General features: G+C 45.1%; 27 protein-coding genes, 1 pseudogene and 1 riboswitch. Of the genes and pseudogenes, 14 read left to right on the forward strand and 14 right to left on the reverse strand.

Translation table 11 applies throughout. The annotated features are described in order from the left end of the window. Window positions 1-200: 200 nt before the first annotated feature. The 5 genes from ACFSUC_RS02105 to cymR form a co-directional block, all read right to left on the reverse strand. Window positions 201-1274 carry an AI-2E family transporter gene (locus ACFSUC_RS02105; RefSeq protein ID WP_379927780.1) on the reverse strand — a complete coding sequence of 358 codons (1074 nt, stop codon included), beginning with the start codon at window positions 1272-1274 and terminating at the stop codon, window positions 201-203. 142 nt (window positions 1275-1416) lie between these two features. Further along, window positions 1417-1611 carry a hypothetical protein gene (locus tag ACFSUC_RS02110; RefSeq protein WP_379927781.1) on the reverse strand — a complete coding sequence of 65 codons (195 nt, stop codon included), beginning with the start codon at window positions 1609-1611 and terminating at the stop codon, window positions 1417-1419. Window positions 1612-1626: 15 nt separating this feature from the next. Next, the gene (locus ACFSUC_RS02115) at window positions 1627-2136 is read right to left on the reverse strand and encodes a PRC-barrel domain-containing protein (RefSeq protein ID WP_379927782.1); all 510 of its coding nucleotides are present in this window, start codon (window positions 2134-2136) and stop codon (window positions 1627-1629) included. A gap of 17 nt (window positions 2137-2153) precedes the next feature. Then, window positions 2154-3302, reverse strand: coding sequence for a cysteine desulfurase family protein (locus ACFSUC_RS02120; protein WP_379927783.1), 1149 nt, complete (start codon window positions 3300-3302; stop codon window positions 2154-2156). 12 nt (window positions 3303-3314) lie between these two features. Then, window positions 3315-3734 carry a cysteine metabolism transcriptional regulator CymR gene (cymR, locus tag ACFSUC_RS02125; RefSeq protein ID WP_379927784.1) on the reverse strand — a complete coding sequence of 140 codons (420 nt, stop codon included), beginning with the start codon at window positions 3732-3734 and terminating at the stop codon, window positions 3315-3317. A gap of 283 nt (window positions 3735-4017) precedes the next feature. Between cymR and mnmA the strand changes: the two genes are divergently transcribed. Then, window positions 4018-5127 carry a tRNA 2-thiouridine(34) synthase MnmA gene (mnmA, locus tag ACFSUC_RS02130; RefSeq protein WP_379927786.1) on the forward strand — a complete coding sequence of 370 codons (1110 nt, stop codon included), beginning with the start codon at window positions 4018-4020 and terminating at the stop codon, window positions 5125-5127. Between the two features lie 106 nt (window positions 5128-5233). On the opposite strand, the gene ACFSUC_RS02135 is transcribed toward mnmA, so the two are convergent. Beyond that, window positions 5234-6082, reverse strand: a complete 849-nt coding sequence (locus ACFSUC_RS02135; protein WP_379927787.1) for a hypothetical protein — start codon at window positions 6080-6082, stop codon at window positions 5234-5236. 182 nt (window positions 6083-6264) lie between these two features. On the opposite strand from ACFSUC_RS02135, the gene ACFSUC_RS02140 reads away from it, so the two are divergent. The 5 genes from ACFSUC_RS02140 (at window position 6265) to queE (ending at window position 9729) form a co-directional block, all read left to right on the forward strand. Then, complete coding sequence (locus tag ACFSUC_RS02140) at window positions 6265-7002, forward strand: YwaF family protein (protein ID WP_379927788.1); 738 nt, start codon at window positions 6265-6267, stop codon at window positions 7000-7002. A 110-nt stretch (window positions 7003-7112) separates the two neighbouring features. Then, a riboswitch (PreQ1 riboswitch) is annotated at window positions 7113-7156 on the forward strand. A 178-nt stretch (window positions 7157-7334) separates the two neighbouring features. Continuing rightward, window positions 7335-7865, forward strand: a complete 531-nt coding sequence (gene queF / locus ACFSUC_RS02145; RefSeq protein ID WP_379927789.1) for a preQ(1) synthase — start codon at window positions 7335-7337, stop codon at window positions 7863-7865. Between the two features lie 12 nt (window positions 7866-7877). Beyond that, window positions 7878-8561 carry a 7-cyano-7-deazaguanine synthase QueC gene (gene queC, locus ACFSUC_RS02150; RefSeq protein ID WP_379927790.1) on the forward strand — a complete coding sequence of 228 codons (684 nt, stop codon included), beginning with the start codon at window positions 7878-7880 and terminating at the stop codon, window positions 8559-8561. Then, window positions 8558-8995: a 6-pyruvoyl trahydropterin synthase family protein gene (locus tag ACFSUC_RS02155; RefSeq protein WP_379927791.1), complete on the forward strand. Its 438-nt coding sequence runs from the start codon at window positions 8558-8560 to the stop codon at window positions 8993-8995. The genes queC and ACFSUC_RS02155 overlap by 4 nt, the downstream gene beginning before the upstream one ends. Continuing rightward, complete coding sequence (queE, locus tag ACFSUC_RS02160) at window positions 8992-9729, forward strand: 7-carboxy-7-deazaguanine synthase QueE (protein WP_379927792.1); 738 nt, start codon at window positions 8992-8994, stop codon at window positions 9727-9729. The genes ACFSUC_RS02155 and queE overlap by 4 nt, the downstream gene beginning before the upstream one ends. Before the next feature lie 6 nt (window positions 9730-9735). Here queE and ACFSUC_RS02165 read toward each other — a convergent pair whose 3' ends face one another. The 3 genes from ACFSUC_RS02165 to ACFSUC_RS02175 form a co-directional block, all read right to left on the reverse strand. After that, a complete protein-coding gene (locus ACFSUC_RS02165) occupies window positions 9736-11064 on the reverse strand; it encodes a replication-associated recombination protein A (RefSeq protein WP_379927794.1) in 1329 nt (442 codons plus the stop codon). 335 nt (window positions 11065-11399) lie between these two features. Further along, window positions 11400-12275, reverse strand: coding sequence for an AraC family transcriptional regulator (locus tag ACFSUC_RS02170; RefSeq protein ID WP_379927795.1), 876 nt, complete (start codon window positions 12273-12275; stop codon window positions 11400-11402). 228 nt (window positions 12276-12503) lie between these two features. Continuing rightward, window positions 12504-12884 (reverse strand): hypothetical protein, encoded by a 381-nt coding sequence (locus ACFSUC_RS02175; protein WP_379927796.1) that lies wholly within the window; start codon window positions 12882-12884, stop codon window positions 12504-12506. A 234-nt stretch (window positions 12885-13118) separates the two neighbouring features. On the opposite strand from ACFSUC_RS02175, the gene ACFSUC_RS02180 reads away from it, so the two are divergent. Then, entirely contained in the window at window positions 13119-14909 is a 1791-nt protein-coding gene (locus ACFSUC_RS02180; protein WP_379927797.1) for a copper amine oxidase N-terminal domain-containing protein, read from the forward strand. A gap of 80 nt (window positions 14910-14989) precedes the next feature. On the opposite strand, the gene ACFSUC_RS02185 is transcribed toward ACFSUC_RS02180, so the two are convergent. From ACFSUC_RS02185 to ACFSUC_RS19255, 4 genes and pseudogenes are all read right to left on the reverse strand, one after another. Further along, window positions 14990-16099 (reverse strand): WD40/YVTN/BNR-like repeat-containing protein, encoded by a 1110-nt coding sequence (locus ACFSUC_RS02185; RefSeq protein ID WP_379927798.1) that lies wholly within the window; start codon window positions 16097-16099, stop codon window positions 14990-14992. 485 nt (window positions 16100-16584) lie between these two features. Continuing rightward, window positions 16585-17109 (reverse strand): hypothetical protein, encoded by a 525-nt coding sequence (locus ACFSUC_RS02190; protein WP_379927799.1) that lies wholly within the window; start codon window positions 17107-17109, stop codon window positions 16585-16587. Between the two features lie 109 nt (window positions 17110-17218). After that, on the reverse strand, window positions 17219-18010 hold the full coding sequence (locus tag ACFSUC_RS02195; RefSeq protein WP_379927800.1) for a phosphodiester glycosidase family protein: 792 nt from the start codon (window positions 18008-18010) through the stop codon (window positions 17219-17221). 117 nt (window positions 18011-18127) lie between these two features. Further along, window positions 18128-19621 (reverse strand): annotated as a pseudogene (locus ACFSUC_RS19255) (IS1634 family transposase). 1090 nt (window positions 19622-20711) lie between these two features. Between ACFSUC_RS19255 and ACFSUC_RS02200 the strand changes: the two are divergent. Then, window positions 20712-21143: a transposase gene (locus ACFSUC_RS02200; protein WP_379927801.1), complete on the forward strand. Its 432-nt coding sequence runs from the start codon at window positions 20712-20714 to the stop codon at window positions 21141-21143. Here the strand turns inward: ACFSUC_RS02200 and ACFSUC_RS02205 are convergent. Continuing rightward, complete coding sequence (locus ACFSUC_RS02205) at window positions 21112-21285, reverse strand: YvrJ family protein (protein ID WP_379927803.1); 174 nt, start codon at window positions 21283-21285, stop codon at window positions 21112-21114. The two genes, ACFSUC_RS02200 and ACFSUC_RS02205, sit on opposite strands and share 32 nt — an antisense overlap. Window positions 21286-21466: 181 nt before the next feature. Between ACFSUC_RS02205 and ACFSUC_RS02210 the strand changes: the two genes are divergently transcribed. The 6 genes from ACFSUC_RS02210 (at window position 21467) to mnmH (ending at window position 26368) form a co-directional block, all read left to right on the forward strand. Beyond that, window positions 21467-21811, forward strand: a complete 345-nt coding sequence (locus ACFSUC_RS02210; protein WP_379927804.1) for a hypothetical protein — start codon at window positions 21467-21469, stop codon at window positions 21809-21811. Window positions 21812-22187: 376 nt separating this feature from the next. Then, entirely contained in the window at window positions 22188-22304 is a 117-nt protein-coding gene (locus ACFSUC_RS02215; protein WP_379927964.1) for a transposase, read from the forward strand. Between the two features lie 610 nt (window positions 22305-22914). Further along, the gene (locus ACFSUC_RS02220; RefSeq protein ID WP_379927966.1) at window positions 22915-23091 is read left to right on the forward strand and encodes a sigma factor-like helix-turn-helix DNA-binding protein; all 177 of its coding nucleotides are present in this window, start codon (window positions 22915-22917) and stop codon (window positions 23089-23091) included. Further along, window positions 23034-23255, forward strand: coding sequence for a helix-turn-helix domain-containing protein (locus ACFSUC_RS02225; protein ID WP_379927805.1), 222 nt, complete (start codon window positions 23034-23036; stop codon window positions 23253-23255). The genes ACFSUC_RS02220 and ACFSUC_RS02225 overlap by 58 nt, the downstream gene beginning before the upstream one ends. A gap of 973 nt (window positions 23256-24228) precedes the next feature. After that, window positions 24229-25284, forward strand: coding sequence for a selenide, water dikinase SelD (selD, locus tag ACFSUC_RS02230; protein WP_379927806.1), 1056 nt, complete (start codon window positions 24229-24231; stop codon window positions 25282-25284). 22 nt (window positions 25285-25306) lie between these two features. Beyond that, the gene (gene mnmH / locus ACFSUC_RS02235) at window positions 25307-26368 is read left to right on the forward strand and encodes a tRNA 2-selenouridine(34) synthase MnmH (RefSeq protein WP_379927807.1); all 1062 of its coding nucleotides are present in this window, start codon (window positions 25307-25309) and stop codon (window positions 26366-26368) included. The last annotated feature ends 210 nt before the right edge of the window (window positions 26369-26578 follow it).

The following is a 26578-nucleotide window of genomic DNA, read 5'->3' on the forward strand; positions in this document are numbered from 1 at the left end:
TTCTTATTCCTATATATGAATCATAATGGAAAGAAAGGCTCCCGTATCGGAGCCTTTGTATCGTTGACCGTTTCATTTTCCATATCATGCAAAATTATATCGGCTAAAGGCCTTGCCTGTCAAGGAACTCAGGCCCTGTTCACAGATCGTTCCCCGGTGCCGTAACTTCTTCCTGCCCCTGACATCCCATCCACACCCGGTCAGGTAACAGGCTTGCGGCGAATGTAGTAGGTAAAGACATGCTGGACGATCACTTTTGCAGCCGCAAACATCGGAACACCGAGGATGAGACCGACGATGCCTGCCAATTCTCCGCCAACCAGCAAGACAAAAATAATCGTTAGGGGATGCATATGAAGTGTCTTGCCTACCACCTGCGGGGAGATAACGTTGCCTTCGAGCACCTGTACGATCGTATTTGCAATCACAACAAGCACCATCATTCTGACTGACACGGTTGCAGCCATGATCACAGCAGGCGCGGCTCCAAGATACGGACCCAGATAGGGCACGATGTTGAATATGGCCACGACAAAGGCCAACAGGAGCGGATATGGCATGCCAATGATGAGGTAACCGACATAGGCGAGGAGGCCAACAATGACACAAACAAGAAATTGCCCCCTTACATAGCTGCCCAGTGCGTGGTCGATCTCCATCAGCAGGCGTACGACGCCCTTGCGTCTGCGCTTAGGGACGATCGTCAGCGCGGCCCGTTCCAGCAATTTGAAGTCTTTCAATATGTAAAAAGCCACAAACGGAATAATAAACGCCACGAACAGCGTACTGATCGTGCTGCCAATGCGATTCAGTAAATTGGAGATTTGACTGCTGATGCTTTTCTCGATCCGCAACAACGAATCCTGAATCCCTTGCTTGATCGTGTCGGGTACAGTCTGGTTCTCATGAACGGCATGCAACCATTCCTGCGCCTGCATGGACATCTCAGGCAAATGCGCATTTAATTCCTTTAGCTGGGAGATAAACATCGGGATCAGGTTCATGAGCATGACCGTGAGTGAGCCGATAAACAGCGCATAGATGAGCAAAACGGCGATTGTTCTTGGCACTCCCCGGTCATTGAGTACACAGACGACCGGATTGAGTACATAGGATATAATCATCGCGATGATAAACGGCGTAAGCACGGCTTTCGCAAAGCCATAGATCCACGAGATGATGGGATAGATTTGCTGGGTAAAAAACAAGATCAGCACGATCAGCAGCAGATAGGTCAAGGTCATAGCTGCTTTGGAACTCATCCATCGTTCCATTGTAAATATAGAGCCCCCTTCATGTTCTTCGGTGGGTGTGCTCTATATTATATGTACGAGCTGACCGGTTTACTCCAACCAAAAACACTCTCTATTCGTTATGGCAGCGAACAGAGAGTGTTTTTTCAGATAGGCAGATGACTTACGTGGCATGCATATGTGTCATTTCCTCTTCAAAGAACAGATCGTCCAGGGAGCTTAACGTACCGTCTTCCTCCACCTGGTAGACGGACATTTTATCTCCGTTGACGGTCAATTCGATGAAGCAACCCCAGCAATAAAACTGGTGGGAGCCGATTTTGCCTATGTCTTTCGAGTTGCAATTTGGACATCGCATGGTTATTCCCTCACCCTACTGATTAGTAACGATTTTCTTCACGTCTTGCTCTGATACGGATGACACGATCACGGCGTCCTCCCCAATTCTCATCGGGGTTTGAATCGGGAGCCAGCTGCGTCCCTCCTGGATATCAGACAGAAAACCGTCCGTTAGTTCAAGCCCTACTATATCTTTGTCCGAATCTTTGGAAAAATAAACATCTTCTATGGTTCCAAGTTGATGACCGTTTGATGTATATACGGGTAATCCCTTAAAATGTTGACTGCACAACCAGTCTCCATGAAGTTCTTCCTTCCAGGGTTGAATCACATCCGCATTCGGGAGCATGACCGCATCATCCCCGATGCTCAGCAAGGCATCCATTCGAATCATTCGCGGAGCTGACAGCCAGCGTTTGGCATCAATCAGCATGCCTGCTGCTTTAAACTCCTTGGAGATCAGAATGTCCTTGCAGGTTCCAAGCTCTTTGCCCGTCTCCACATCGAGAATGGGCAGGCCTCTGATTTGATGAGCTTGCAGCAAACCGTGACAACTCCCTTCTACCTATTACGCATACGTAAAACGACGGTTGCAATTTTTTTTGCGGACGTTTCAATTTCTTTTTCAGTCGTATCGTAGCCCAGGCTGATGCGAATCGCGGACGCCAATCTGGCCTCCGGCAGGTGCATCGCTTTGAGCACATGGGATACTTCAAAGGAGCCTGACGTACAGGCAGAACCGCTGGAAACCGAAATCCCTTCCATATCGAGACTCATCAGCATCATTTCCGTTTGCGTGCCGATGAAGCTTACATTCAATATATGGGGAAGGTGTTCCTCCGGGTGTCCATTTACGAGGACTTCCTGTTCACCCACATGCATTCGTAACTGCTCTACCATTTTTAGACGAAGTGCCGACATCTTTTGTTGCTTGTTCGACAAATCTTGCAAGGAAAGGGCAACCGCCTTGGCAAATCCGGCAATACCCGCTACATTTTCTGTACCGGCTCGCCTTGTCCGCTCCTGCAACCCGCCATGAATCTGGGCCTGCAGAGGAGCATGACTGGCCTGATAAAGCAGACCTATACCCTTGGGACCATTGATCTTGTGACTGCTGAAGCTCATGTAATCCACGGGCAGCTCATTCAAATTCAACGAGAGAGCGCCAAGCACCTGCACCGCATCCACATGAAAAAGGATGTCGTGACGTTTTGCGATGTGTCCAATCTTTTCGATAGGCTGCACCGTTCCTGTCTCATTATTGCCAAACAAAATGGTGATTAATCCTGTGTCGGGTCGAATGGCACCTTCCAGTTCTTCCAGAGAAAGCTGGCCATTCTGATCGACATCCAGATAGGTCACTTCTACCCCTTGCGTTTCCATATATGCACAAGCATGCAGCACGGCATGATGCTCCGTCCTGCATGTGATCAGGTGCTTTTTATGGGGGGAGAGAGCTTCCATTGCCCCCAGAATGGCCAGGTTGTCGCTTTCGGTACCCCCGCTGGTAAAGATCAACTCTGCAGGCTTGCATCCAAGCAGCCGGGCAATCTGATCGCGGGACCGGTTCAATACATGGCGAGCCTGTCTTCCGTGATGATGAATACTGGAAGGATTTCCTATGCATTCGTTGTAACAGGTCATCATTTCTTCCAGGACTTCAGGTCGGAGTGGCGTCGTGGCGGCATGATCCAAGTAAATTCGATTCATCTGCCTGCCCCGTTAAATGTAGAACATATAGTGCTCGCTCAGTCCCTCATCCTCGTATTGAATGAGGTTGGCAAGCGTAGTTGAATCCAGCACCTGTGCAATGCTGTCTCGAATGCGAATCCACAGATCCCGCTTCGCAGGATCGTCTTCTTCTGTAAAATCAACCGGGCTAATTGGACCTTCCAGCACACGAATAATATCCCCTGCACTGATTTCTTCCGGGGTTTTGGAGAGAATATAACCGCCATATGCCCCGCGGACACTCTTGACCAGTCCCGAGTTTCTCAGCGGAGCGACGAGCTGCTCCAGGTAATGCTCAGAAAGCTGATGCTTTTCTGCTATACTTTTCAGAGAGGTTGGCCCTTCACCGAAATGAACAGCCAGCTCCATCATGATGGTTAATCCGTAACGACCTTTTGTAGATATCTTCATTGCCTAGCACCTCTTCTAGCCTTCAAGACTTCAATTTATCGTGAATCCGGTTCCGGATCTTCGTATTCTTTCCACTATGGACGGAATCAAGTTCTATGTTATCATAGTTACTAAGCTTTAGTAAGTACATTCCTACCATTTTACTAGACATTTTGCATACAATTCATCAAGCCGACATTTTTCCGGCAGAACCTGCTGTTAGGGTACGCCAATATCGGCCAAACTAAACCATATATCTACAGAACACCTCCGTGTTCTTCACGAATAGAAAGGAAATCAGATCATGCAAAAATCACCAGCTGAAACCCGGGTCGTCGTTGGCATGTCTGGAGGGGTCGATTCCTCCGTGACTGCGCTGCTGCTCAAGGAACAGGGATACGATGTCATCGGCATCTTCATGAAGAACTGGGACGACACCGACGAATTCGGCCATTGCACGGCTGAGGAAGATGCCGAGGACGTGCGCAGAGTATGCGATCAGCTCGAAATCCCGTATTACACGGTCAATTTTGAAGAGGAATATGCGGACAAGGTTTTCTCCTACTTCCTGGATGAATATCGCAAGGGACGGACACCCAATCCCGATGTGATGTGCAATCGGGAGATCAAGTTTGGAGAGTTTCTGGACAAAGCGATGCAGCTCGGTGCCGATTACATCGCAACCGGACATTACGCACGGGTCGTTCATCAGGACGGTGAATTTCAGCTTCTGAGAGGGGTGGACACGAACAAGGATCAGTCCTATTTCCTCAGCAAGCTCAATCAGGCCCAGCTGTCCAAAGCGATGTTCCCGATTGGGCATCTGCCCAAGCCAGAAGTCCGGGCAATTGCCGACAAGGCGGGGCTTGCCACGGCCAAGAAAAAGGACAGCACAGGCGTCTGCTTTATCGGGGAGCGCAACTTCAAGGAATTCCTCAGTCAGTATTTGCCTGCACAGCCGGGAGATATCTGTACACTGGAGGGCGAGGTACTCGGTCGCCATGATGGTCTGATGTATTATACCCTCGGTCAAAGACAAGGACTGGGCATCGGCGGTTCAGGAACAGGCGAACCGTGGTTTGTAGCCAGCAAGGATCTGGCTTCCAACCGTCTTTATGTGGTACAGGGAGGCAAGCATCCCGCCCTCTTCTCCGGCGGATTAACCGCCTCGGATGTCGTATGGATCAACGATAGACCGCGAACGGAACCGTTTACCTGTACCGCGAAATTCCGGTATCGGCAAGCAGACCAGGATGTAACCGTTCATCCTCAGGCTGACGGCACTCTGCGTGTCCAGTTTTATGAGCCGCAAAAGGCGGTTACACCAGGACAAGCAGTCGTCTTCTATGCAGGTGAGCAGTGTCTTGGAGGCGCCACGATCGATCAAACGAGTACAGTAGACGAATCCATCTAGATCAACGAAACAAGCGAATCTCTTGTGATGCCAGCCAGCCAGCCTTCCCATGCCTTTTACAAGCGTGGAAAGGCTGGCTTTCTTATTCCTCGTTACCCAACCTTCTTCAAGAAAAATTCGCACCAGGCACAATCGTCCATCGGTACAACCGTTTCAGCAAAATGAAAAGGGTGATATTCAGGAATAGAAAGTGTCCGTGTGTCCAAAAGGTCGCGATTTCCAGACACTTGAAGTAGACAAGGATTTCATCCAGCACCATGATGACCCCAATTGCAGCCCCTTTCCAGATCCAGTTTCTCAGCGTCGTGAAGACAAAAAGAGGTGTCAGTACAAACATGTAATACATCGCAGATCCGGCAATATGATCTTTGTAAGGGTCCTCAAACCACCCTGGTGTAAACAGCAGGGGCTCCACAAAAACCACCAGAAAAAAATCGATCGTGACAATCAGACTCATCGTCATCAGGTACACCGTTGTCCAGCGCAGCCATTTCACCTGTGCAGTCCGCAGCAGATGAAGCCAGTAACGGGAAATGAGAAATAGAATCGGAAACAAAGTAGCCGTGTAGGCCAGTTCCCACCAGTGGTGAAAATAAATCTCCATCTTCAAAAATCCAATCTCAATCGCTACAAACATCAGATCGATCGCGATGATCCACTTCCAGCCTAATCGAAAGGCCGCAATGATCGTGGCTGCAATGGGGACGGAAACAAAATTCGAAGGCACGGAGCCGAGTATGTTATCCAGGTATTCCCTTTCCAGGTAATTCGGATTGTACGTATAGCTATTGAGCAGCACGAGGATGAGATACTCCACGACGTAGATCAGACCGGATATGCCCAGCAGGAGCGGAACGAGAATGGCTTCTCTCTTTATGTATAAGGTGATAAAAAAAAGCACATAGCTGACGATGGTCAATAAGGTGAACCAAAAACTGTTTGGAAGCTCACTCACTATCATTTCCCACCTTTCCACCTGACTACCCCTATTCTCCCCAATTGCCTGATCCTCCACTCCTTTTCTTGCAGAATATGATAAAATATTCATGAGTTGTGTGTATGTAACACTTATCTGGAACATAGATCATGAGAACCTATACAGAAAACATACATAGAAAATGAAAGCAGGAATCAGTCATGTGGAAAAATTTCATAACCCGTCCAGATTGGTCTGATGTTTACCCCTTTGAAATGTTTACCGCCCAGCATCTCGTCCCACTGCTATTGCTCATCGGATTTATTCTGCTGTTATATGGCTCAAGAAGGCAATTGCAAGCCCCGTTTCCAGACAAGCTGGTGCGTTTCGGGCTTGGCGGGCTTCTTATCGGGATGGAGACGATCCTGTATGTCTGGTATATCCAAACGGATTATTTTACATGGTCACAGTCCCTCCCCTTGCAATTATGCAGCCTGAGCTACATCCTCACCATCCTGATCCTGCTGTTTCCAAACAGGCGGCTGTATGAATTTTTATACTTTGCCGGGATTGGTGGAGCGATACAGGCCATTGTCACACCGGTCGCGATCTTGTCCGGGTTTCCGCACTTTACTTATTTTTATTTCTTTATCGGTCATGCAGCGATTGTGTGGGTCGCCTTGTATATGACATGGGTACATCATTTCAGACCGACGTTTGGCTCCATTTGGCGTGTGCTGCTGTATTTGAACATCCTCTTGGTCGCTGTGGTGCTTCCTGCGAATCTGATCACCGGGGGCAACTATTTCTTCATTGCCAGGAAGCCTGCAGGAGATTCTCTGCTAAATGTGCTCGGTGACTGGCCCTGGTACATTCTCTCGCTCGAAGGAGTCGCTATCCTCATGTTTCTGCTCCTCTACGTGCCCTTTCTGAAAATCCCGCCCAGAAGGAAGGGCTGAGTGGTCTGTTCCTTTGACGTATTGTCAATTCCTCATGCCATGTGATATGCTACGAATGTTTCACCATGAAGAAGAAAATCCGTGTATGCCATGATTTTGCATTTTGGCATTCGGTAGAGGTTCGCGAACTCCCTCTATAAAAAACTAAGGCAAGCGAGCAACCGCTGTATTCGCTAGTTTTCAGCACGATGCGTATAGGCTGAGCGAATGTCAGGCGGAATCGTTTATTTTTGTTTTCTATAGGCTACGCGAGGCACCGCGTTTTTCTCGTTCTTCTTCCCGCCAGACTGTCTACATCCTAGCAGTCGGCAGAATAAGGAGGAGATTTTTTTATGTCTAATGATCCGTCCAAATCCCTTGCAGAAGACTCCCATTCATCCGTGCAGCAAACGGAAGGACTTACCCTGCTTGGTCAGCAAGGTACCAGGTATCCTGCAGAATATGCCCCCGAAGTATTGGAAACCTTCATGAACCAACATCCCGGACGGGATTACTTCGTCAAGTTCAATTGTCCGGAATTTACCAGTCTGTGTCCGATGACCGGGCAGCCAGACTTCGCCACTCTCTATATCTCCTATATACCTGATGTGAAAATGGTGGAAAGCAAGTCTCTCAAACTGTACTTGTTTTCTTTCCGCAACCATGGTGATTTTCACGAGGATTGCATGAATATCATCCTGAACGATCTGGTCGCACTCATGGAGCCACGCTATATCGAAGTGTGGGGCAAATTCACACCTCGTGGCGGTATCTCCATCGATCCTTATGTGAATTGGGGACAGCCGGCAACAAAATATGAGCAGATCGCCGAACATCGGCTTTTGAACCACGATCTCTATCCCGAGAAGGTCGATAACAGGTGAGGAGGAAGGCAGATGATGGAGAGATCAAGTGAAAAAGCAGTCGTGGTTTTTAGCGGAGGGCAAGACAGTACAACCTGTCTGTTCTGGGCGATGCGGCGATTTGCTGAAGTAGAGACCGTCACGTTTGATTATGGACAGCGTCATCGGGAGGAACTGTCCGTTGCCGCCGAGATTGCCAGTGAGCTGGGTATCCCCCATCAGGTGCTGGATATGTCTTTGTTAAACCAGCTGGCTCCGAGTGCATTGACACGCCATGAACTAGATATCGAGACAAAAGAAGGAGCGCTTCCCACAACCTCTGTAGACGGAAGAAATCTGTTGTTTCTTTCTTTTGCGGCTGTACGGGCAAAAGGAATCGGCGCCAACCATCTCGTTACAGGGGTGTGCGAGACTGATTTTAGCGGATACCCGGATTGCCGGGATGTTTTTATTAAGTCGCTAAATGTGACACTGAATCTGTCTATGGATTATCCCTTTGTCATTCACACGCCGCTTATGTGGCTCAACAAAGCGCAAACGTGGGAGCTTGCCGACCACCTCAATGCATTTGAATTTATTCGGGAGCGCACACTGACCTGCTACAACGGTGTTCGCGCAGAGGGATGCGGTGACTGTCCAGCCTGCAAATTGCGTCAAGCTGGCCTGAACGATTACCTGAATCGTTCCGAACAAATGGGAGGTGCATCACAGAGATGATCTATCAGACTTACCCTTCAGTTCCCCATTCCTTTGTCTATGAGTTGAACAAAGATTTTTCATTCGCCGCAGCCCATTATATTCCAAGGGAAAAAGCAGGGGTATGCAGCCAGCTTCACGGGCATACGTATGTGGTGAACTTGACGATTGCCGGAGACGAACTGGATGACTGTGGCTTTCTGGTCAATTTTAAGACGATTAAGAAACTGGTCCATGACCGATTTGATCATACCGTACTGAACGAGGATGAATGGTTCGATCATCACGAGTCTGCGCGATTGCCTTCTACAGAGATCGTGGCGCGCATGATTGGAGAGCTGGTCCAGGATTATTTGAATACACTGCCGAACGGGGCGCGATGCTTACAGGTATTTCTGAGAGAAACGCCTTCGAGTTATGTCGTCTATAAACCCAAACAAGGAGATTCACGATGAGCAGCAGAGAAACGATCCCGGTATTGGAGATTTTCGGTCCTACTATACAGGGGGAAGGGCTTGTCATTGGACGGAAAACCATGTTTGTCCGAACAGCTGGTTGCGACTATTCGTGCCACTGGTGTGATTCTGCATTCACCTGGGATGGTTCGGCTAAAAATGAGATTCGCCACATGCATGCAGAAGAGATACTGGATGAATTGGGGAAAATCGGAGGTTCTGGTTGGTCACATGTCACGCTGTCCGGTGGAAATCCAGCTCTGTTGTCTAGTCTGGCCTTACTCATTGATAACTTGCATGAGCGGGGGTTCAGCATTGCGCTGGAAACACAAGGCAGTCGCTGGCAGGAATGGTTGATGGAGATCGATGATCTGACCTTGTCTCCGAAGCCACCCAGCTCTGGCATGAAGACGGATTGGATCGTACTGGACAAGATCATCGCCAGACGGAAGGAGGGTGACCGAAACGAAGGGCTCAGTCTAAAAGTGGTCGTGATGGACGAAATCGATCTGACTTATGCCGTTCAGGTGCATCAGCGTTATCCCGATGTTCCTTTCATCATTCAGGCCGGAAATGATGATCCGACCAGCACGGACCCTGACAAGCTTGCCGTAAAATTGTTGAAGCAGTATGCGTGTCTGGTTGACCGCGTCATGAGATCAGAAGAACTGCGCAACGTGCGCGTCCTTCCTCAGCTTCATGCGCTGCTGTGGGGAAACCGGAGAGGTGTATAATCGACCTTATCCTTTTCCCTTCTGTCTCTCCCGCTTCTCCTGATTCATCTTGATCTTCTCTTCCATTCCCTGACGGGTCGCTTCATAGATATGCAACCGCTGCAGGTGATCCGGCAAATACTGCTGGTCGACGTAATGGTTAGGATAATCATGCGGATACTGATAGCCCACGTGCCCCAGCTTGTCTGCGCCCTTGTAATGCGTATCACGCAGGTGAAGCGGCACCTCTACTCTGCCTGACTGCTCTATCGCACGTTGAACCTTGCCTATCGCGCGTGCAATGGCATTGGATTTGGGGCTTTCTACAGCAAACAAGATCGCCTGGGCGACGATGTATTTGGATTCCGGCCACCCGATCTGTTTATACGCCTGCATCGCACTGACTGCCTGCACCATCGCCTGGGGATTCGCAAGACCAATGTCTTCACTGCAGGCGACGGTCAGTCTGCGGATAAAGGTGACAGGGTCCATGCCCAGCTTGTCTACGGCATACAGGAACCAGAACAAGGCTGCGTCACTGGAGCCGCGAATGCTCTTGTGAAAGGCGGACAGCACATCATACTGGGTGGAAGTGTCCGCCTTTACATTTTTGCGTCGGATCGATTCCTCGGCATCTGCCAGCGTAATGTGGATATGCCCATTTTCATCAGGAGATGTCGTCATGGCCGCCAGTTCCAGTGCATTGAGCGCCCTGCGTAGGTCACCGCCGGCAATATCGGATATATGGGTCATCGCTTCTTCATCCAGCCTGACCTTCAGCGCACCGAGACCTCTGTCTGTATCACGCATCGCCCGATCCATGGCCATCCGCGCATGCTCGGCCGTCAAGGGCTCCAGCTGGAAGAGCGTCGAACGGGACAGCAGGGCGCCGTTAACGTGATGGTACGGATTCTCGGTTGTGGCTCCGATGAATATGATCGTCCCCTTCTCCACGGCGGGCAGCAAGGCGTCCTGGCGGGAGGAATTGAAGCGATGCACCTCATCCAGAAACAGAATCGTACGCTGATCATACAGGCTTCGATTCAGCTTCGCCTGCTCAATCACTTCTCTGACGTCCTTGACGGAGGCATCTACGGCATTGAGTTGCACAAATTTGGCTTTTGTATGATAGGAAATAATATGAGCCAGTGTCGTCTTGCCACAGCCCGGAGGACCGTACAGCAAAATGGAGGTCAGCTGATCTCCCTCAATTGCTCTTCGCAACAGCTTTCCTTTTCCGACAATATGTTCTTGTCCAATGTATTCATCTAGTGTTCGCGGTCGCATTCGATCAGCGAGCAGAGTATGCTTCACACTGGCTTCTCTCGTTTGTTCATCATAGCTGAACAAGTCCACTTTCAAAACCTGCCTTTATATGCAGAATGGATTCATACTTCCCTGATTTCTTGGTCTACCTGCTGATTGATCATAGTTATACCAGCTATTTTAGCCTAGTATACCTGCTATTTTAGCTGGGGTGTACGTACTATTTTATCACATATACACTCTTTTCTCCCCGCCGCATCATGCTGCAAACATTTCCTTACGGAATGATCACACGCAAAAACACCTCCAATGCTGTTCCCATATCCTGCGACACGGGGCTTGAAGGTGTTTTCATCTGATTTACTTGATGATTCATTTGCCATGGATAACGGTCAGTCAAACTTGTCTTTGCAGGATTACTCTTTTTAGCTGTTTTTCTTCTCGACTGCAATCCAGACCTCTTGCTCATTTTCCAGCAAATAGCATTCAATAACCGGCAGGTCTGCCAGCTCATAGCCAGAATTAGGCAGCCACTCTGAATAAAACTGCTTGTAGACTTTTTGCGTGGCATCAGGCAATTCGCCATTTGCTTCAAAAATCGCCCATGTGGCAGCAGGATATTCGAATTCCTCCATGCCTTCCATCGCGGGCACATGCTTGCAGCCTTCTACATCCATGTCACTGGTAACGCCGATAATATACTGCATGTGTTCAGAATCTCCCCATTGCCCGCCTGCGGCAATGCCCAAGAAACCGGCAGGTCTGTAGTTTGGAAAATGGTCGATGAACCGCTGCATCGTTCCATCTTTCCAGGCTTGTTCCCATATGCCTGGCACAACTTCAAATGCTTTGGACGTTTCGATCTTTTGCGAGATGCCCATCACTTTGAAGGCCGGGTACGATTCAATCTGGTAATTCATATGATTCTCCCCTTTGATCGTGATTTGGAAGGAGAGCTTGGGGCAGGATCTCAGTTGAACGCTTTCATTTCGCACACGAGACGGCAGGACCCCATGAAAGTTCTTAAAGGCACGGGTAAATGCATCCTGCGATTCATATCCGTACTTGATCGCAATGTCCAAGATTCGGTCCGAATCGTTTAGTAGATCAAATGCAGCCAGCGTCAGTCGTCTGCTGCGAATATACTCGGACAACGGCTTGTCTGCAATATATGAAAACATCCGCTGAAAATTGTATACCGAGCATCCTGCTATTTTGGCGATGGCTTCATAGGAAATATCTCCTGTCAAATGTTCTTCTATGTAGTTGATGGACGCATTCAACTGCTTCACCCAATCCATATACTCACTCCCTTTCTTGATCATACGAGTTTTACCATCCGTTCACCCGACAATTCATGCCGCATTTTGCAGGAATGCCATTTCAGACCATACACTTATCTTCGTTTTCAACACCGCTACCTCCTGCTGCATCACCCGATTCAATCCAGTTCACTTGCTGTAAGTCTTCTGTAATATGTCATCATCCAGACCCTATCAGCATGAAATTGAATTCCTTATTGTGTTCTCTTATTGAGATTGCTTGATGATCAAACTCCCGTTTTCGCCGTCAATGGTATAGATTTCCGGATGCATGTACCCTTTCCCTTGATCCCGGCTTGTGATGGTTGCCGGGGAGTTTTTATCCTTGATAAGGACATTAAAATAGATTTTCCGCTGATGGGACAACCAGAACGGATATTCCGCTTCTATCTGTTTGCGGCGCGCAACAAACTGATAGACTTCAAGCGCAATCTCATACTCTCTCGCTCCATGTTCTTCAAAGGCTCTCCCTAAAGCGATTCTTTCCGCAGTTTGTTTGTCAATGGACGGACTCGCAGGAATCTCATGCCACCAACACAATCCGATAAGGGCAAGGATCAGGATAAGCCAAATCTTCCATTTTCTCAATCTACGCTACCACCTTCAGATTTAATTTCTAACCGGAACAGCAAAATGCTCATCCGCATCGATTGATTCTTGTACTGCAAGTATCAGTATGTTATCATTATCTACATATTGCCGATTATTGCAAGCTCTATCACTTTTTCTCTTTCTCATGGTGAATGAACTGCAAAATGGGCGTATACATACGCTGACTTGTTTATATTAAATCAAATTCATTCAGGTAGAGAGGGTTGTGTCATGAAGAAAACAGTTTTTGGTCTCATGGTTGCTTTTATTTTATGGATCGGGGTGATGGTCGGGTCCTCCGATGCGCAAACGTCATCTATACATATCCAAGTCGATGGAAAACAAGTGCATTTTACGAATGAGACAGGCTATCCATTCGTCGATGCCAGTGGAAGAACCCAGGTTCCGTTCAGAGTGGCACTCGAGGCGTTTGGTGCTGAAGTAAAGTGGGATGAGAATAAACAACAGCCTTACGCGACTTATAATGGCGTAGAAGTATATGCGCCAATCAATCAAAGCTATATCTATATCAATGGTAAACCAGTGAAAAATGATACAACTGCCCTCATCCGTGATGGCCGAACCTATTGCCCGATCCGCAAAGTGCTGGAAGCATTCGGAATGTCCATTGCCTGGGATGCGGCTTCCAACACGGTTATCGCGTCACCTGGACAGGCAAGCAGCCTTGCAGATAGTGAAGAAACCTATGTCAGCCGCAAAAGAGATATTCCTCATCCAAAAATGGTGAGTGCCTATTCGACATCCAAGGGTACTGGAAAATATGCCGGCTACCAAATCCTGCACGGACATCCGCAGGAAAAAGATTATGTGGTTTATTTCACACATGCTAATGAGGGCGGAATCACCTCCACATCGATTGCCTATGATTTGAAAAAGCCTGAAAATATGAATGAAAGGATCAAATGGTCGTATGATGGTGTCACCTATACAAGTACAAGAAAACAATTATATACCTATTTCTCTGACACCTCTGAGATCGTCTCCTTCCTGAGCAATCAGGGTGCATTCTCCGAACAATGGTTTTACGATACATTCGGACAAGTATATGTGGATTGGATCGACAAGCTAGGGCTCCTCAACTATGCAGAGAAGCATGTCAATGCATACTTAAATAACGAAGTAATGCCGGATGCCGTTTCGTTCCGAATCTACAACGAGGACTGGGTTTCCGCAACCGACCTGGACGAGTATAATTTGGAGTTGAATGAATACCCGAGAGGTTACGAATATCCATATCTGCAATGGTTGGACCTGGATGTCGGGATCTCCGTTATTCATCCATTGCCAGACTATTATAACTTCTATGACTACCCGAATGGTTACATGGAATTTAATCAAATCAGGGTCATGTCCGATTCGAGGGGCAACCTCTTTTTCTACAGAAAGGATCTCGAAGACCACATTATCCGTTACGTCGCTGAAGAATTTAATGAAATGGAACGTGTGAACGAAGCCTGGTTAACGCACAAAGAATTGAAGGCCATTTATGGTGTCAGCAGTGGCATTTATGAAGGTTTTCATTTCACTGAATATCCTTACTTCTATACGGTTGAGAATCGCTTCAAATTCTATGAAGTGGTCGGGTACCGATATGATTTTACAGGCGAGCAGGTATTCAATCAGGTCAGAATGAAAAAAGATAAAAGTGGAAGTATTCTTATTAACAAAGAAGACTTCGAAAAATTCGTCCTCCCTATGCTTGAGATTCGAAAAAAAGAAGCAGATGCCTTCAATCAGAAGTGGATTTCCGAAGCGGACTTAACGGATGCCGGAATCGATTTGATGGAATATCCCGTAGAGGATGAAGTGAAGAAAATTATTACACACTGGGAATATATGATTAGCGGAAATCGGACGCGGATCTTGCTCAACGGATTGTTGGCCTCCGACAAAAAGGAGGGCACTACGGCGGAATTCAGCGGTATTGAAGTGTATTTCCTGAATGATACGATGTACTTCAACAGAGAAGACCTCAGAGAGAAAGGCTTTTTGGCGGAATAATAGATGAGATGAACGGGTAAATCACTCCCTCCCCACATGGTGAATGAGCCAAGTAGGGAGGGTTTTGTTTTTCACCCTTTTTATTGAATTTGAACAGACTCTTTTATCCACGTCTCCCCTTGATCCATAGATGTATACAGGTTTTGTATCTTATTGTTTCCTGCCACCATCCAGCCGATTTGATTTTCCGTAAATTGCAGGTTTGAGATCATGTATTCATTCGTTTTATACATCAGATCCCAACTCATCCCACCATCTACCGTGTGATAGATGGCATGAAGGTCTGATAACCAGCCTTCGTTTTGATTCAGAAATTGGATGGTCACCGTAGATTGTTCACTCTGAGGTGAAAGTTTAAAAGTATGGATATATGTCCAAATAGAACCTTCTATTTGCTTCTTGAAGAAATCGATACAAATGAAGGTTTCACATTTGTATTCTACAGACACGATCATGGTATCAGAGAAAATCTGGGGGTTGTGAACGGTGAAACTTGTTAGTTCTTTCATTTGAGATACAGGATTTTCCAAATATTGTTTTTCCCACTTAGATCCGCCATCCGTCGTTGCATACAACCAAGGGATTTGATCCGTAACTACATTTCCTGAAACCCATCCCTTCAACGTATCCTTAAAAGACAGGTTTGTCTTAAATCCATCAGAAGTCAGTCCACTTGTAGACTGAGACGTACTCGAGAGTAGTGTCCAGCTTTCTCCTCCATTAGATGTCGTATACATGTCCGCTGAACTATAGTGCAATCCCGTATCATACACATCCATCAGCCAGCCATTGCTTCCATCTATCCATGATAGCTGTGCATTTCCTTTCACTGGAGGCAGCGATTCTATCTTCCATGTCACTCCCCGATCATTTGTCCGAATCAATTGATTTTGAGAAGTCAGTATATACACCGTTTCTTCAGAAAGTATATATACTTTAGCATGCAATAGATACGCTTCTTCTATCTCAGTATGATGCCAATTTTGAGCACCATTTGTTGTATAGCGTAATGCAAGCTCCTCTTTCACATGTGTACGGTATGCCCAGCCGTCCTTTTGATTTAGCATCTTGATTTCATAGGGAAAGTGATCTTCTTGAGTTAATTCTACTTGCTGGGTTTGTGATTCCGATGAACATGAGGAGATCATAATAGACATACAAAACATGAAGATCCATATCCATTTTCCCATCGATGAAAATCCCCTTTATGCTGACAGTGAAATATCATATCTAACGTTCTATACATAACCCGTCCAATTCCTCCAGTTGCCATATAAATGATACTAATAATTATAAATATATTCTAGTATATAACCAAATGTCCTGTTTTGATTGCAATAAACTTACGTAAATCCCACGGAAAACCGTTCTGTATCGCATTGAAATCCGCGAATTTGTTTGATTGTTAAGTAGAAACAATAGATCTTCATTTAAGATGGTTGTAACATTGATGCAACCGTTAAATACTGAAATGAAGGTGTTACAATTATATTAATATGATGAGTAAAAGATGACTGGATACTCATGCTGCCCAAAAAGATCGATCATCACACCATAAACACAATTAAATCTATGCAAATCTATGCTTCAAAAGTTGAACACCAATTATTCGCACGTGTAAATTTTAACTGAAGAGGATTCTGTTATTGATTGCTTCTTATAGCTAGTCGGAAAGTTAATCCACACGAAAAAGTTTCCATTCATTTTCAGACTGAACAAAAATGAAATTCAATGAATAGGAATGGTTGGATTTTGTATAATGAACAACAGTCACTATTGCAGGCAGAATTGATTCAGATGCCAACCCATGTTCACCTAGGAAATCGTCAGGCAATTTTCTGGAAGCATCTATTTCTACAGCATCAATCGAGGTAATATCCTGCATATCAAACATCCACAGCACTCCTATGGATTTTTCTGGATCCAAATAAAAAATATCTGCTGCTTGTTTTGGGTCGGCTTCTTTCAAAGCTTTGAAGTAAATTAGCAATTTATTTTTAAGATCTGGCTTCATATCCGCATCAAATTTAACCTGACTTATATCTAAGTCGATACTATGTTCCGACAATCCTTTTTTTTCCTTAGGCTTCTCTGTTTCCAACTGTAGATTCTCCTTTATCTTTTCTTCTATAACGATGTTAGATTCATTGGAGCAAGCAGTTAATGCAAGAACCAAAACTAAACATATCAACATTCTCATTGTTTCATTCCCCCTTGAGTTAATTAGACGATTTCAATAGATAAATAGTTTCAACAATGTATATTTATCAAAAAAGACCCTGTAAATATACAGGATCTTTTGAATGATGTTATCCAAGGCCAATTCCGATTGGAGAAGGTGAATACCGGAAATTTGTATTACTGGCCACTGCCATACTTTGTTGGCCAGCCGTACTTGCTCGATAACGTCTAACTTCGTCAGCCATATCTTGATGATCTTCAATAAAGCGGATAGAACTGGAACTGCCTCCATCTAAATGAATCCCTTTATCACAACCTAAACCCGACATAATATAACGAGCATCATAAAAAGTAATACCGCTACTCGTATTATTTTTGTCGAAAGCCACAGCAAGAACCACATCACCATTGCTGCTATTATATCCTAACATTGTTCTTGGTCGCTTATCATTTATACCACCAACTCCGTTAGATCCTTCCCAATTTTGAAGCCTAGAATCGTAAGTAGATTTGCTTAATGATTCGTCTAGCCAGAGACTGAGTCCTCCAAAAGCCCATTTCAAATCTGCAATATTTCCAGTAAGATCGTGAGCGTATACTACTCGTTTAACACCAATTGTTCCACTAGTAGTACAGTATAAGGTTCCTCGAGTTCTGTTAACTGTACTCGAACCATTTTTACTGCCTGATGAGTTGTTTCCAATCGGGCTACCATTTTGAACAGCAATGCCTAAAAGTCCGCTTGAACCAAAAAATGTACCATTTACACCTTGATAGTTGGAGTTGTACACAGAAGAACTCCCGATATTTTTTGCAGATAGAGAGTTTTTATTGGTGTAGATAGCATAGACTTCTGCGTCAACACCTGTACTGTTGATATTCGGCACCTCGAAATGGACAAAATAACCGTTGTTGCTCATATTGAACACCCCTATTTTGAAATTTTGAATAATGGCGCGCCCATCCTTCACTATTAAAGGTAATCGACAGTTAATAATTACAACCTATAGTTCCCGGAATTTATAACTAGGGAGTCTCTACCCGAACACTCGATACAAATCAGTCTGTTTTTGCGTCACTTCACCTAAAATCCGACAGTGTCCAAGCGCTTCAAACCGCTCTATTTTGTCTAATTTATCGAGCAGTCCCTGCATCGACCAAGATTCAAAGTCCTGCGTCTTGCATTCGTTTCTTTACGTAGGATAGGTAAATAAGCGCAATAAATTCTACAAACAGCTTGCCATTAAGCAAAGTTTCCGAGGAAAACTTGCATTCTACGGAAATGGAGCCGCTCTTTGAGATTATCGAAAGCCTTCTCAACGATGTCCTTACTACGGTACAGTGACAAAGCCTCATCCAGATTCTTGACTTTGTTGGAGAACAGAGCAAAATAGCCATAATTCTGTGCTGCCTCCAGCACCTTGTCCTCTCTGGGGACGATATTCCGTCCACACTTGGGGGGTCTGCGTCACTTCAAAATGTTTGGCGCAGTCTTTTTGGCAATACTAACGCAATGTGCCTTCCTGCGGATCTCGATGCAACGGGTCAGGTACTTATTCATGTCCGCTTGATCTTCTGGATTGTAATAGGCTCTGCGTGTCTATTTAACACTTTGTATGGCCGCTATGCTCGTAATCCCAGTCAATTCATTTGCAGATGCCGTAGGTTCTGTACTGTGTATGTAGATTCGACCAACGCTTCAATCGTTCACGTTATTCTTCCAAATGAGCTTTGAAGTAAGAGAGGATTAACTAGACGTCGATGATAATTTTTGATGATTCTGGTAAAGGTGATCAACAATACACTTACTGTAAAAGCCTCAATCCATACAACGCTTACTTTCTTGTACCCATGATGTGGAATTCTTGCATGAGTTGCCGAACCGTCATGACGTCTGTAACATGCCTGGGAAGCTTTCGGGCAGACCAGATTCCAAAGAGAAGCGCAGGGCAACCGATCATGCTCCTTGTTCTTCCCCTTCTTCACTTACTTCGGAATCTTCGAGTAGCTGGAGATCATGTTCATGTCGAAGACCCAATATTCTTTCTCAATGCGCCGTTTCCCTTGCCTCTCAAAAAAAGGCCATACGCTGTGCCTCTTCAATTGACTGAAACAACTCGCTGCTTCGTTGAGGAGGAATATCTGCGCCTTAGGGATGAACATGCATACGCTGCCAGTGGGGAAAACGACTGAGGAAGTTTTTGTCTTCCAAAATCAGATAATAGGCGATGGACAGGATTTTCTTGTAGCTGTCCCGGAAGCAGGTCTTGAGATTGGCTTCCACATCAGTTTTCTGTCCGATTTGCTCGAACAGGTACGTTGCACCATAGAAAATACGCAGAAAATTGGTAATTTGTACAGGGCCACGTTTCTTCGCAGGAGATGTAGACTCATCCTGTGGCTCTCTCCGATACGCTCGGGTAGGCTTGATCTCACCGGTTTTGGTCGACTCTTCTGATCAGCGTAAGCTTTGCACGAGACTGCTGTTTTTCTTTGTACCAGTAGGGCCCGTTATGGTAGGCATAGGTAATACCTGTCTTTCTATTGGTCTAATAAATTTTCCATTTCCCATCGTTACACAAACCGGTAACTCAGATTACAAGCTAATCCTCAATCAAAATTTTTATCCATTCTGTTTTGATAGATTGGATAACTTCTTCGTATGTATCTGTTTATCTCTTCGTAATGGATATACTCTGTATATCTAATGTGGTGGAGTATTCTTAAGCTCTAAAAGAGAATCGTGCAGAATGTGAACCTATCGTAGACCGCCAGTAGCGTCATAACCCTGGGGGATCGTCGACAAAACCAAACCCGAGGAAAAGAGAAGAAAAACAAAGCATCAAGGCCAATAGGCTGCAAAAACCAAGATCATAATAAGACAATAAAGAAGAAAAAGTTAGGGAGAGGACGAATGCAGAGTTTAGTATAGTAGTACCTGCTTTAGGTTTATCTTATTTATAAAGAATGAAAAAATCGAGATTTTATATGCTGCTTTAGGCAAGCATATAAAGAGCCCTTCCTTGAAGGGCTTTTCTACTTTCTCGCCACCATTAGCAGTGTTTAACTCATAACTTAACTGTCCATACTGGAAATAAATATATCCAGTAGAGGATAGTGTTTTCAAATCTTAGCCAATTTGAATGAAGGTTACTAGAGGAATTATTGCAAATACCTGAACCATGGTACATAGACCGTGTGGACTTTTGCCTGGAAATCAATCAACTAGACGTATATGTGAAGTTACGTAAACGAGCTGCATTTTCTTGTGCTCATTGTCGTGCCTGATTAACCAGTGAAAGATATTGCTGTGAAAGATCGGACGTGGCTACTTTTCAATTTTTTTGAGTATCCCTGTTACATCCATGTAGAACTTCCTCGAACACATTGTAGCAAGTGTAACCGGATGATGCGAGTTCACTTGCCTTAGGCTCTTGACAAACCCAAACATTACTTTACCCTTCATTTTAATGCGTTAATTATGTTGCTCCCTAAAGATATACTGATGAAGGCCATTAGCCCATTTGTTGGTGAACATGACACACGTTTTTGGCGGATTCTCCATCAATACGTTGATTGGGTCTACGCTGCCGATTAGGACAGAGGGTGGCTATATCCAAGATGTTGAAAAAGCATTACGATGGCGTTGTGCGATGGTTTACATCCAACCTAAATAACGGTCTGATAGAAGGTTTTAATAGTCTGTTCCAGGCCGCTAAACGCAAGGAGCGAAGGTATCGCTCAGATAAGAATATGATCGCAATGGTCTGCCTCTTGGCTCTGGTAAGCTTGACTTTGATTCAAAACCATATAAAAGAATGGGCAATAGCATGGAGCCACGCATCGCTCGTACCTGAACGTATTCCCTTGTCCAGCTACCAGTATACGCATCTACTCCAACTTTTATTCAACAACTGTTGGAAACAAGGGGTGAAGCATCTATACCAATTCCCTTGTCCGATTTTCATAGATTTTATGGGAATTGGTAGAGTACATTTACGACAAAAACTATTGATAACAATTATTCTTTATTCCGATTACTCATTTCTTTGATTACTTGAGCCAGATCTATAAGTGAGTTATTTAAATAATCTATCCTTTTTTCGAATCGAATCAGTAAATAAATCGTTATCATAATCGGAAAACCAAAATTCCCTATCGCGTTCACAAAATCAATTTCATCCATTTGAAACATCCCCTTCCAAATTTACGTAGACTTATATGTATAGGATTTTTCATTTCTTATCCCACAACTGCTACTGAACCTAAAAAAAACTCAAGACAAGAACACTAGTTCTTGTTCACTTCTTCAACGATTAAAAATAACAATTGTAAATACTGGAAATAAATAAACCATTAGAAACGGGGTGTTTTGATTGAACATAGAAATAAAGGATCTTGAGGTGGTGTTCCATATACCCGAGCCATGGTATATCGATCGCTGTCTATTTGACGAGAAGTTGAAACAATTAAACGTTTACTTGAAGTTTCGCGCTGGCTCTTTGTTTGGATCTGCAGGGTGTGACGCAGAAGCGGAACCCCTAAAGGATATTGAAGACTATGATCAGATCTGGCGTCATTTGAATTTTGCTGAATACTCGATTTACTTCCATGCAGAGCATCCACGAACGAATTACGGTAGATGTATTCGTATTTTTAAAGTAAACGTTCCATCGACGGTCAAACCTAGAGCGGGCTTTAACCTGCTGTTTGACGCATGAATTATTACAATAGCCAAAGATATCCCATTGAACGCGGTGAGTCGCATTGTAAAGAAGACGGATAAGCGTCTGTGGCGGATCTTGCACCATTACGTGAATAACCCAATCGCCATCCAATATTTGTCGCATATCACGAAAATCAGTACAGATGAAATCTCGACGAAACTGGTACATAACTACATCACTATCTTTATGGATCCCGAAGGGTGCAAGTGTCATCCACGTCCCAAAGGCAAGAAAGCTGCCACTTGGACAGAGTGCAAGAAACACTTGGAATCCCATGGGGGCGACGCCGAGAAGTGTGTATGGATATGTCGCAACGTTCATCAACGGAGCCAAAGGAAATTTTCCAAATTAATCCATTTAATTCAAAAAAATTCATGTCTCCCAAAAGGCCAATGAAGCGGTCGATGAGATACGGCGTACGGAAAACAAGCGGACAGATGAATTAAAAAACACGCTGTACATTTGGCTGAAGACGATATTAATTTAACGAAAGCACAAAAAGAAAATTGGACAAACTCAAAGATTGTACGCTGGATACGGTTAAAGCATATCGGATGCGTCTGATTTTGCAGGAAGTGTTTCGTTACCATGCTCAATTGTTCCAGACGTGATGAAGGATTGGATCAGATAGGGACTGCGCTCTCGCCTGACTCCGATTGTTGAGGTCTCAAAAATGCTGTAAAGCCACTAAGACGGTGTTGTTCGCTGGTTCACTCCAAGACTCAATAACGGATTTTTCGAAGGCATCAACAGCTTGTTTCGAACCAATTCCCTTGTCCCATTTTCAAATATTTGATGTAAACTTGTAAATTCTATAATATTTGAAATTACTGATAGCGTCGAAGTGTCTCTTATTTCAAGTTGTATTAATCTATTATTTTTTCCTATATTAACAAACCATTGTTTTGTTAGGGGGATCTGAAATGAAGAATGAAAATTATTATGTGAGGTATTTAAATATCATAAAACGAATTAGTTGGCGATTACAATATCATGAAAAAGTAAAGAAGAAAAGAGAAATAGTCAATGATGAAATCATTACGTACTCTTCTACGATGATAGACTCTAACATAATCTCTAATCTTTTTCTCGATGAGATGATTCAAAATATTCCATCTCCTCACGGTCAATATATAATTTACAAAATTTATCGAGATCGATTTACAGAAAAGAAAATTGCGCAAGAATTAAACATTAGTCAGCAGGCGGTGAATAGATGGAAAAAGAAGTCGCTAGAGAAATTGAGAGAAAGTCAGCACTCATTGTCGAGTTAGTAAGAGAATCCCGAAAGGGAAATCAAGAGGCTATGCAGTTACTCTTAGATATTTACGAGGATGAGATCATAAAATTTGCTCGCTATACACGACTTCCGACCGAGGATGCCATTCAATCTATTAAAACGGAATTTTTAGAATGCATATTATTAGAAGAACTATAGATTTCAGCATATCACCCTCCTCTGCTCAGTAATCATTCCAGCTATCAGGGTATAAGCAATACTTGGCTCTTTGCCGCTAGCGATAATTTGATCGAAACCAGCCCTAGTAATGTTTAATAGAATCTTTAAAAATCCGACAAGGGAATTGGTTTTGGGTGCGAGCGATGCGTGCTCCAAGCTGTAAGCCAATTCTTTTCTTATTTCAATGCGAAGTTAAATTTGCCTGCTAGTATGTACCCTAGATTTCCGCCAACTCATAACGAGGATGGCGGATCAACACCTAGGCTAATGTAAAGTTCCTTATGCTTCTCCAGAAGTTCGCCGATACGCAGTTTCTGTCCGGGCGCTTCAAAGCATTTTATCAGATTGAGCATAGACCTACAACTACAGTGCAAACTTCCTCACTATGGTCGCGCTTAGGCTGGGGAGTATGTGAAAGGCCATTTTGCGTATGTTAGGATACAGCAAGAGATTTTCTTACCAATCCTTGTAAAGCAAGGAAGTTTAATTTTCTCGAAAAATTCTAAAAAGAATTTACCGCCGACGGACATAGCATTTTGCAGGGAAAATTCAGTTTTTACGTTTGATATAGATGTGGTAGACTTCAGCTAAAGGGGGCTCCTCTTTTTGGGTATTGTGTTCCGACAAACACAATACTACCAAAGATGGAAGCACTCTTTTCTATTAAACTGCGGAATCACTTTCGAAATTCATGATTATATATTTGTAATTTATTTAAAGAAAGAATGATAAGTGTATGAAAACTGTTGTCAGTGATATATATCATATTACTTGATCTTCTTTGCACCACAGTATTAAGTTCTGATGCAATCATTACATTCATGTTCTTTACAGTTCACAGTTTTCTGATGATGGATGTGTTTTACATCTGGTTCGCCATTGTGGTAATCTCAATCTGAACCATGAACTCGCTATGATCACGATCATCTCTTCTGAAAAGGATGGAATCCATATGAATGAATCGATTAAGCTCACCTCCCTGTCTTCCAAAGGAGGTTGCGGCTGTAAAATAGGGCCTGCCGACTTGGCAAAGGTGCTTCGCCAGTTGCCGGTCATGGACAAACACCCGAACCTGCTTGTAGGTCTGGACACGAGTGATGATGCTGGCGTATACAAACTGACTGACGAACTCGCCATCGTGCAGACCCTCGACTTCTTTACCCCGATCGTGGACAATCCGTATGATTTCGGGCAAATTGCGGCCGCAAATGCGCTCAGCGATGTATATGCCATGGGAGGAACCCCGGTCACCGCATTAAATATTGTAGCGTTTCCTGTCCATGACCTGGACCCGGACATCCTCGCCGAGATCCTGAAAGGTGCAGCAGAAAAAGTTAAAGAATCCGGTGCCGTTCTTGCAGGCGGTCATTCTATCGATGACAAGGAACCGAAGTTCGGCTTGTCCGTAACCGGAACCATACACCCGGATCGGATTCTCACCAATGCAGGCGCAAAGCCTGGTGATGTCATCATCCTGACCAAGCCAATCGGGGTCGGCATCATGACGACCTCACTGAAACGAGACCAGCTGCAACCGGAGGAAATCAGAAGAGTCACAGAGGTCATGTCCACTCTGAACAAGACAGCCTCGGAAATCATGGTGCAGTATGACGTTCACGCCTGTACCGATGTGACCGGATTTGGTCTATTGGGGCATGCCCTGGAAATGGCAAAAGGAAGCCAGCTTGGCATGAACCTGTATGAACCGCAGATTCCCGTCTTGCCTCGCGTCAGAGAACTGGCAGAAGCAGGCTGTATTCCAGGCGGAACAAAAAACAACTTCGCTCACGTGCAATCCAGCGTTCAGTTCGATAACAGCATAGATCAGATCGGGCAATGGATTCTGTGTGATGCCGTCACTTCGGGCGGACTGTTGATCTCCGTCGCTCAAGCAGATAGTCAATCCCTGCTCCACGCCCTTCAGCAAGCCGGCGTGCAGGCAAAAGCCATCGGTGAAATGACCGAAGAAGGAGCTGGCACCATTCGAGTATTACAGCCATCAGAGTAACAGAAAGAAGGGACAGACCGCTTTGAAGGAAATTCAGATAGAAGAATTATTGCAATTATATGCGAAGGGTGACATTCAGTTAATCGATGTGCGTTCACCTTCTGAATACGAAGAGGGGACTATTCCGGGCAGCTGGAATGCACCCATCTTTGACGATGAGGAACGATCTGAGATCGGAACCATCTACAAACAGATCAGCAAGGAAGCGGCCAAGGAACGGGGATTGGAAATCGTCTCATCCAAAATGCCAACCTGGATAAAATCGATCAGGGACATTCCTGGAAACAAGGCCGTCTTTTGCTGGCGGGGCGGCATGCGCAGCAAAACGACCGTCACCCTGCTGTCTCTTATGGACGAAAAGCTGGTTCGACTTACCGGCGGTTACCGGGCCTTTCGGAAATGGACGACCCAATTCCTCACGCATCATACCATGTCGGCCAAAGTCGTGACCATTCATGGCTATACGGGAAGCGGCAAAACAAGCCTGCTTCATCGCTTGAAGCAAGAAGGATTTCCTGTTCTCGATCTGGAAGCGATGGCAGGACATCGCGGCTCGATATTTGGACATATCGGAACCCGTCCGGCGAATCAGAAAACCTTTGACGGTCGCCTGGCGCTGGAACTGCAGCGTTTAAAGGAGGCTCCCTATCTCATCATGGAGGCTGAAAGCAAGCGGATCGGCAAAGTGCTACTTCCCGCTTTCCTGCTAGAGGCCAAAGAAAAAGGACAAGTCTTCTTTCTCGATGTGCCACTGGAGGAACGCGTCCGACAGATTCAACAGGAATACAGGCCGGAACAGCATGCGAAAGCCTGTCAGGTCGCATTCCAGCGAATCAAGCAACGCATTCACACCCCGATTGCCGCTGAAATCGAGGATCACATGGAAAATGAAAACTGGTCCCAGGCCATCAAGCTGCTGCTGCAATTTTACTATGATCCCCGTTATGAGTTCGGACAGGAACGCTACGAGCAGACGATCGTTCATCTCGACAGTGCGACGCTGGATGAAGCTGTCGAACAGATTCGAACCGCACTTGCCGAAATAGGGCGGGAAGACCTGTCTACCTACCCTCCATCTCCATAAATAAACGGCTGTCTCCCTGCAGAATCATCTGCAACAAACGAGACAGCCGTTTCTCATTCCTCTCATGTCTTTTCTATTTTCTTTTTTCACTTTTCTCTCTATTTCTTATCTATTTCTTATCTATTTCTTATCTATTTCTTATCTATCTCTTATCTCTTTTCACTTTACCACATTTACTTTTCTTTTCTCTTTTCCACATTCTCTTTTCTC

It is taken from the genome of Marinicrinis sediminis, assembly GCF_042685085.1.
GTDB lineage: Bacteria > Bacillota > Bacilli > Paenibacillales > KCTC-33676 > Marinicrinis > Marinicrinis sediminis.

Bases quoted from the DNA above. Each gene is read 5' to 3' on its own strand.
- ACFSUC_RS02170 (WP_379927795.1), bottom strand. From the start codon at position 12,275: ATGGATTGGGTGAAGCAGTTGAATGCGTCCATCAACTACATAGAAGAA.
- ACFSUC_RS02200 (WP_379927801.1), top strand. From the start codon at position 20,712: ATGTTGAAAAAGCATTACGATGGCGTTGTGCGATGGTTTACATCCAAC.
- ACFSUC_RS02190 (WP_379927799.1), bottom strand. From the start codon at position 17,109: ATGAGAATGTTGATATGTTTAGTTTTGGTTCTTGCATTAACTGCTTGC.
- ACFSUC_RS02105 (WP_379927780.1), bottom strand. From the start codon at position 1,274: ATGGAACGATGGATGAGTTCCAAAGCAGCTATGACCTTGACCTATCTG.
- ACFSUC_RS02120 (WP_379927783.1), bottom strand. From the start codon at position 3,302: ATGAATCGAATTTACTTGGATCATGCCGCCACGACGCCACTCCGACCT.
- queC (WP_379927790.1), top strand. From the start codon at position 7,878: ATGATGGAGAGATCAAGTGAAAAAGCAGTCGTGGTTTTTAGCGGAGGG.
- ACFSUC_RS02185 (WP_379927798.1), bottom strand. From the start codon at position 16,099: ATGGGAAAATGGATATGGATCTTCATGTTTTGTATGTCTATTATGATC.
- ACFSUC_RS02220 (WP_379927966.1), top strand. From the start codon at position 22,915: ATGATTCAAAATATTCCATCTCCTCACGGTCAATATATAATTTACAAA.
- ACFSUC_RS02155 (WP_379927791.1), top strand. From the start codon at position 8,558: ATGATCTATCAGACTTACCCTTCAGTTCCCCATTCCTTTGTCTATGAG.
- queE (WP_379927792.1), top strand. From the start codon at position 8,992: ATGAGCAGCAGAGAAACGATCCCGGTATTGGAGATTTTCGGTCCTACT.
- queF (WP_379927789.1), top strand. From the start codon at position 7,335: ATGTCTAATGATCCGTCCAAATCCCTTGCAGAAGACTCCCATTCATCC.
- mnmA (WP_379927786.1), top strand. From the start codon at position 4,018: ATGCAAAAATCACCAGCTGAAACCCGGGTCGTCGTTGGCATGTCTGGA.
- ACFSUC_RS02205 (WP_379927803.1), bottom strand. From the start codon at position 21,285: ATGTTTCAAATGGATGAAATTGATTTTGTGAACGCGATAGGGAATTTT.
- selD (WP_379927806.1), top strand. From the start codon at position 24,229: ATGAATGAATCGATTAAGCTCACCTCCCTGTCTTCCAAAGGAGGTTGC.
- ACFSUC_RS02180 (WP_379927797.1), top strand. From the start codon at position 13,119: ATGAAGAAAACAGTTTTTGGTCTCATGGTTGCTTTTATTTTATGGATC.
- ACFSUC_RS02110 (WP_379927781.1), bottom strand. From the start codon at position 1,611: ATGCGATGTCCAAATTGCAACTCGAAAGACATAGGCAAAATCGGCTCC.
- cymR (WP_379927784.1), bottom strand. From the start codon at position 3,734: ATGAAGATATCTACAAAAGGTCGTTACGGATTAACCATCATGATGGAG.
- ACFSUC_RS02140 (WP_379927788.1), top strand. From the start codon at position 6,265: ATGTGGAAAAATTTCATAACCCGTCCAGATTGGTCTGATGTTTACCCC.
- ACFSUC_RS02195 (WP_379927800.1), bottom strand. From the start codon at position 18,010: ATGAGCAACAACGGTTATTTTGTCCATTTCGAGGTGCCGAATATCAAC.
- ACFSUC_RS02225 (WP_379927805.1), top strand. From the start codon at position 23,034: ATGGAAAAAGAAGTCGCTAGAGAAATTGAGAGAAAGTCAGCACTCATT.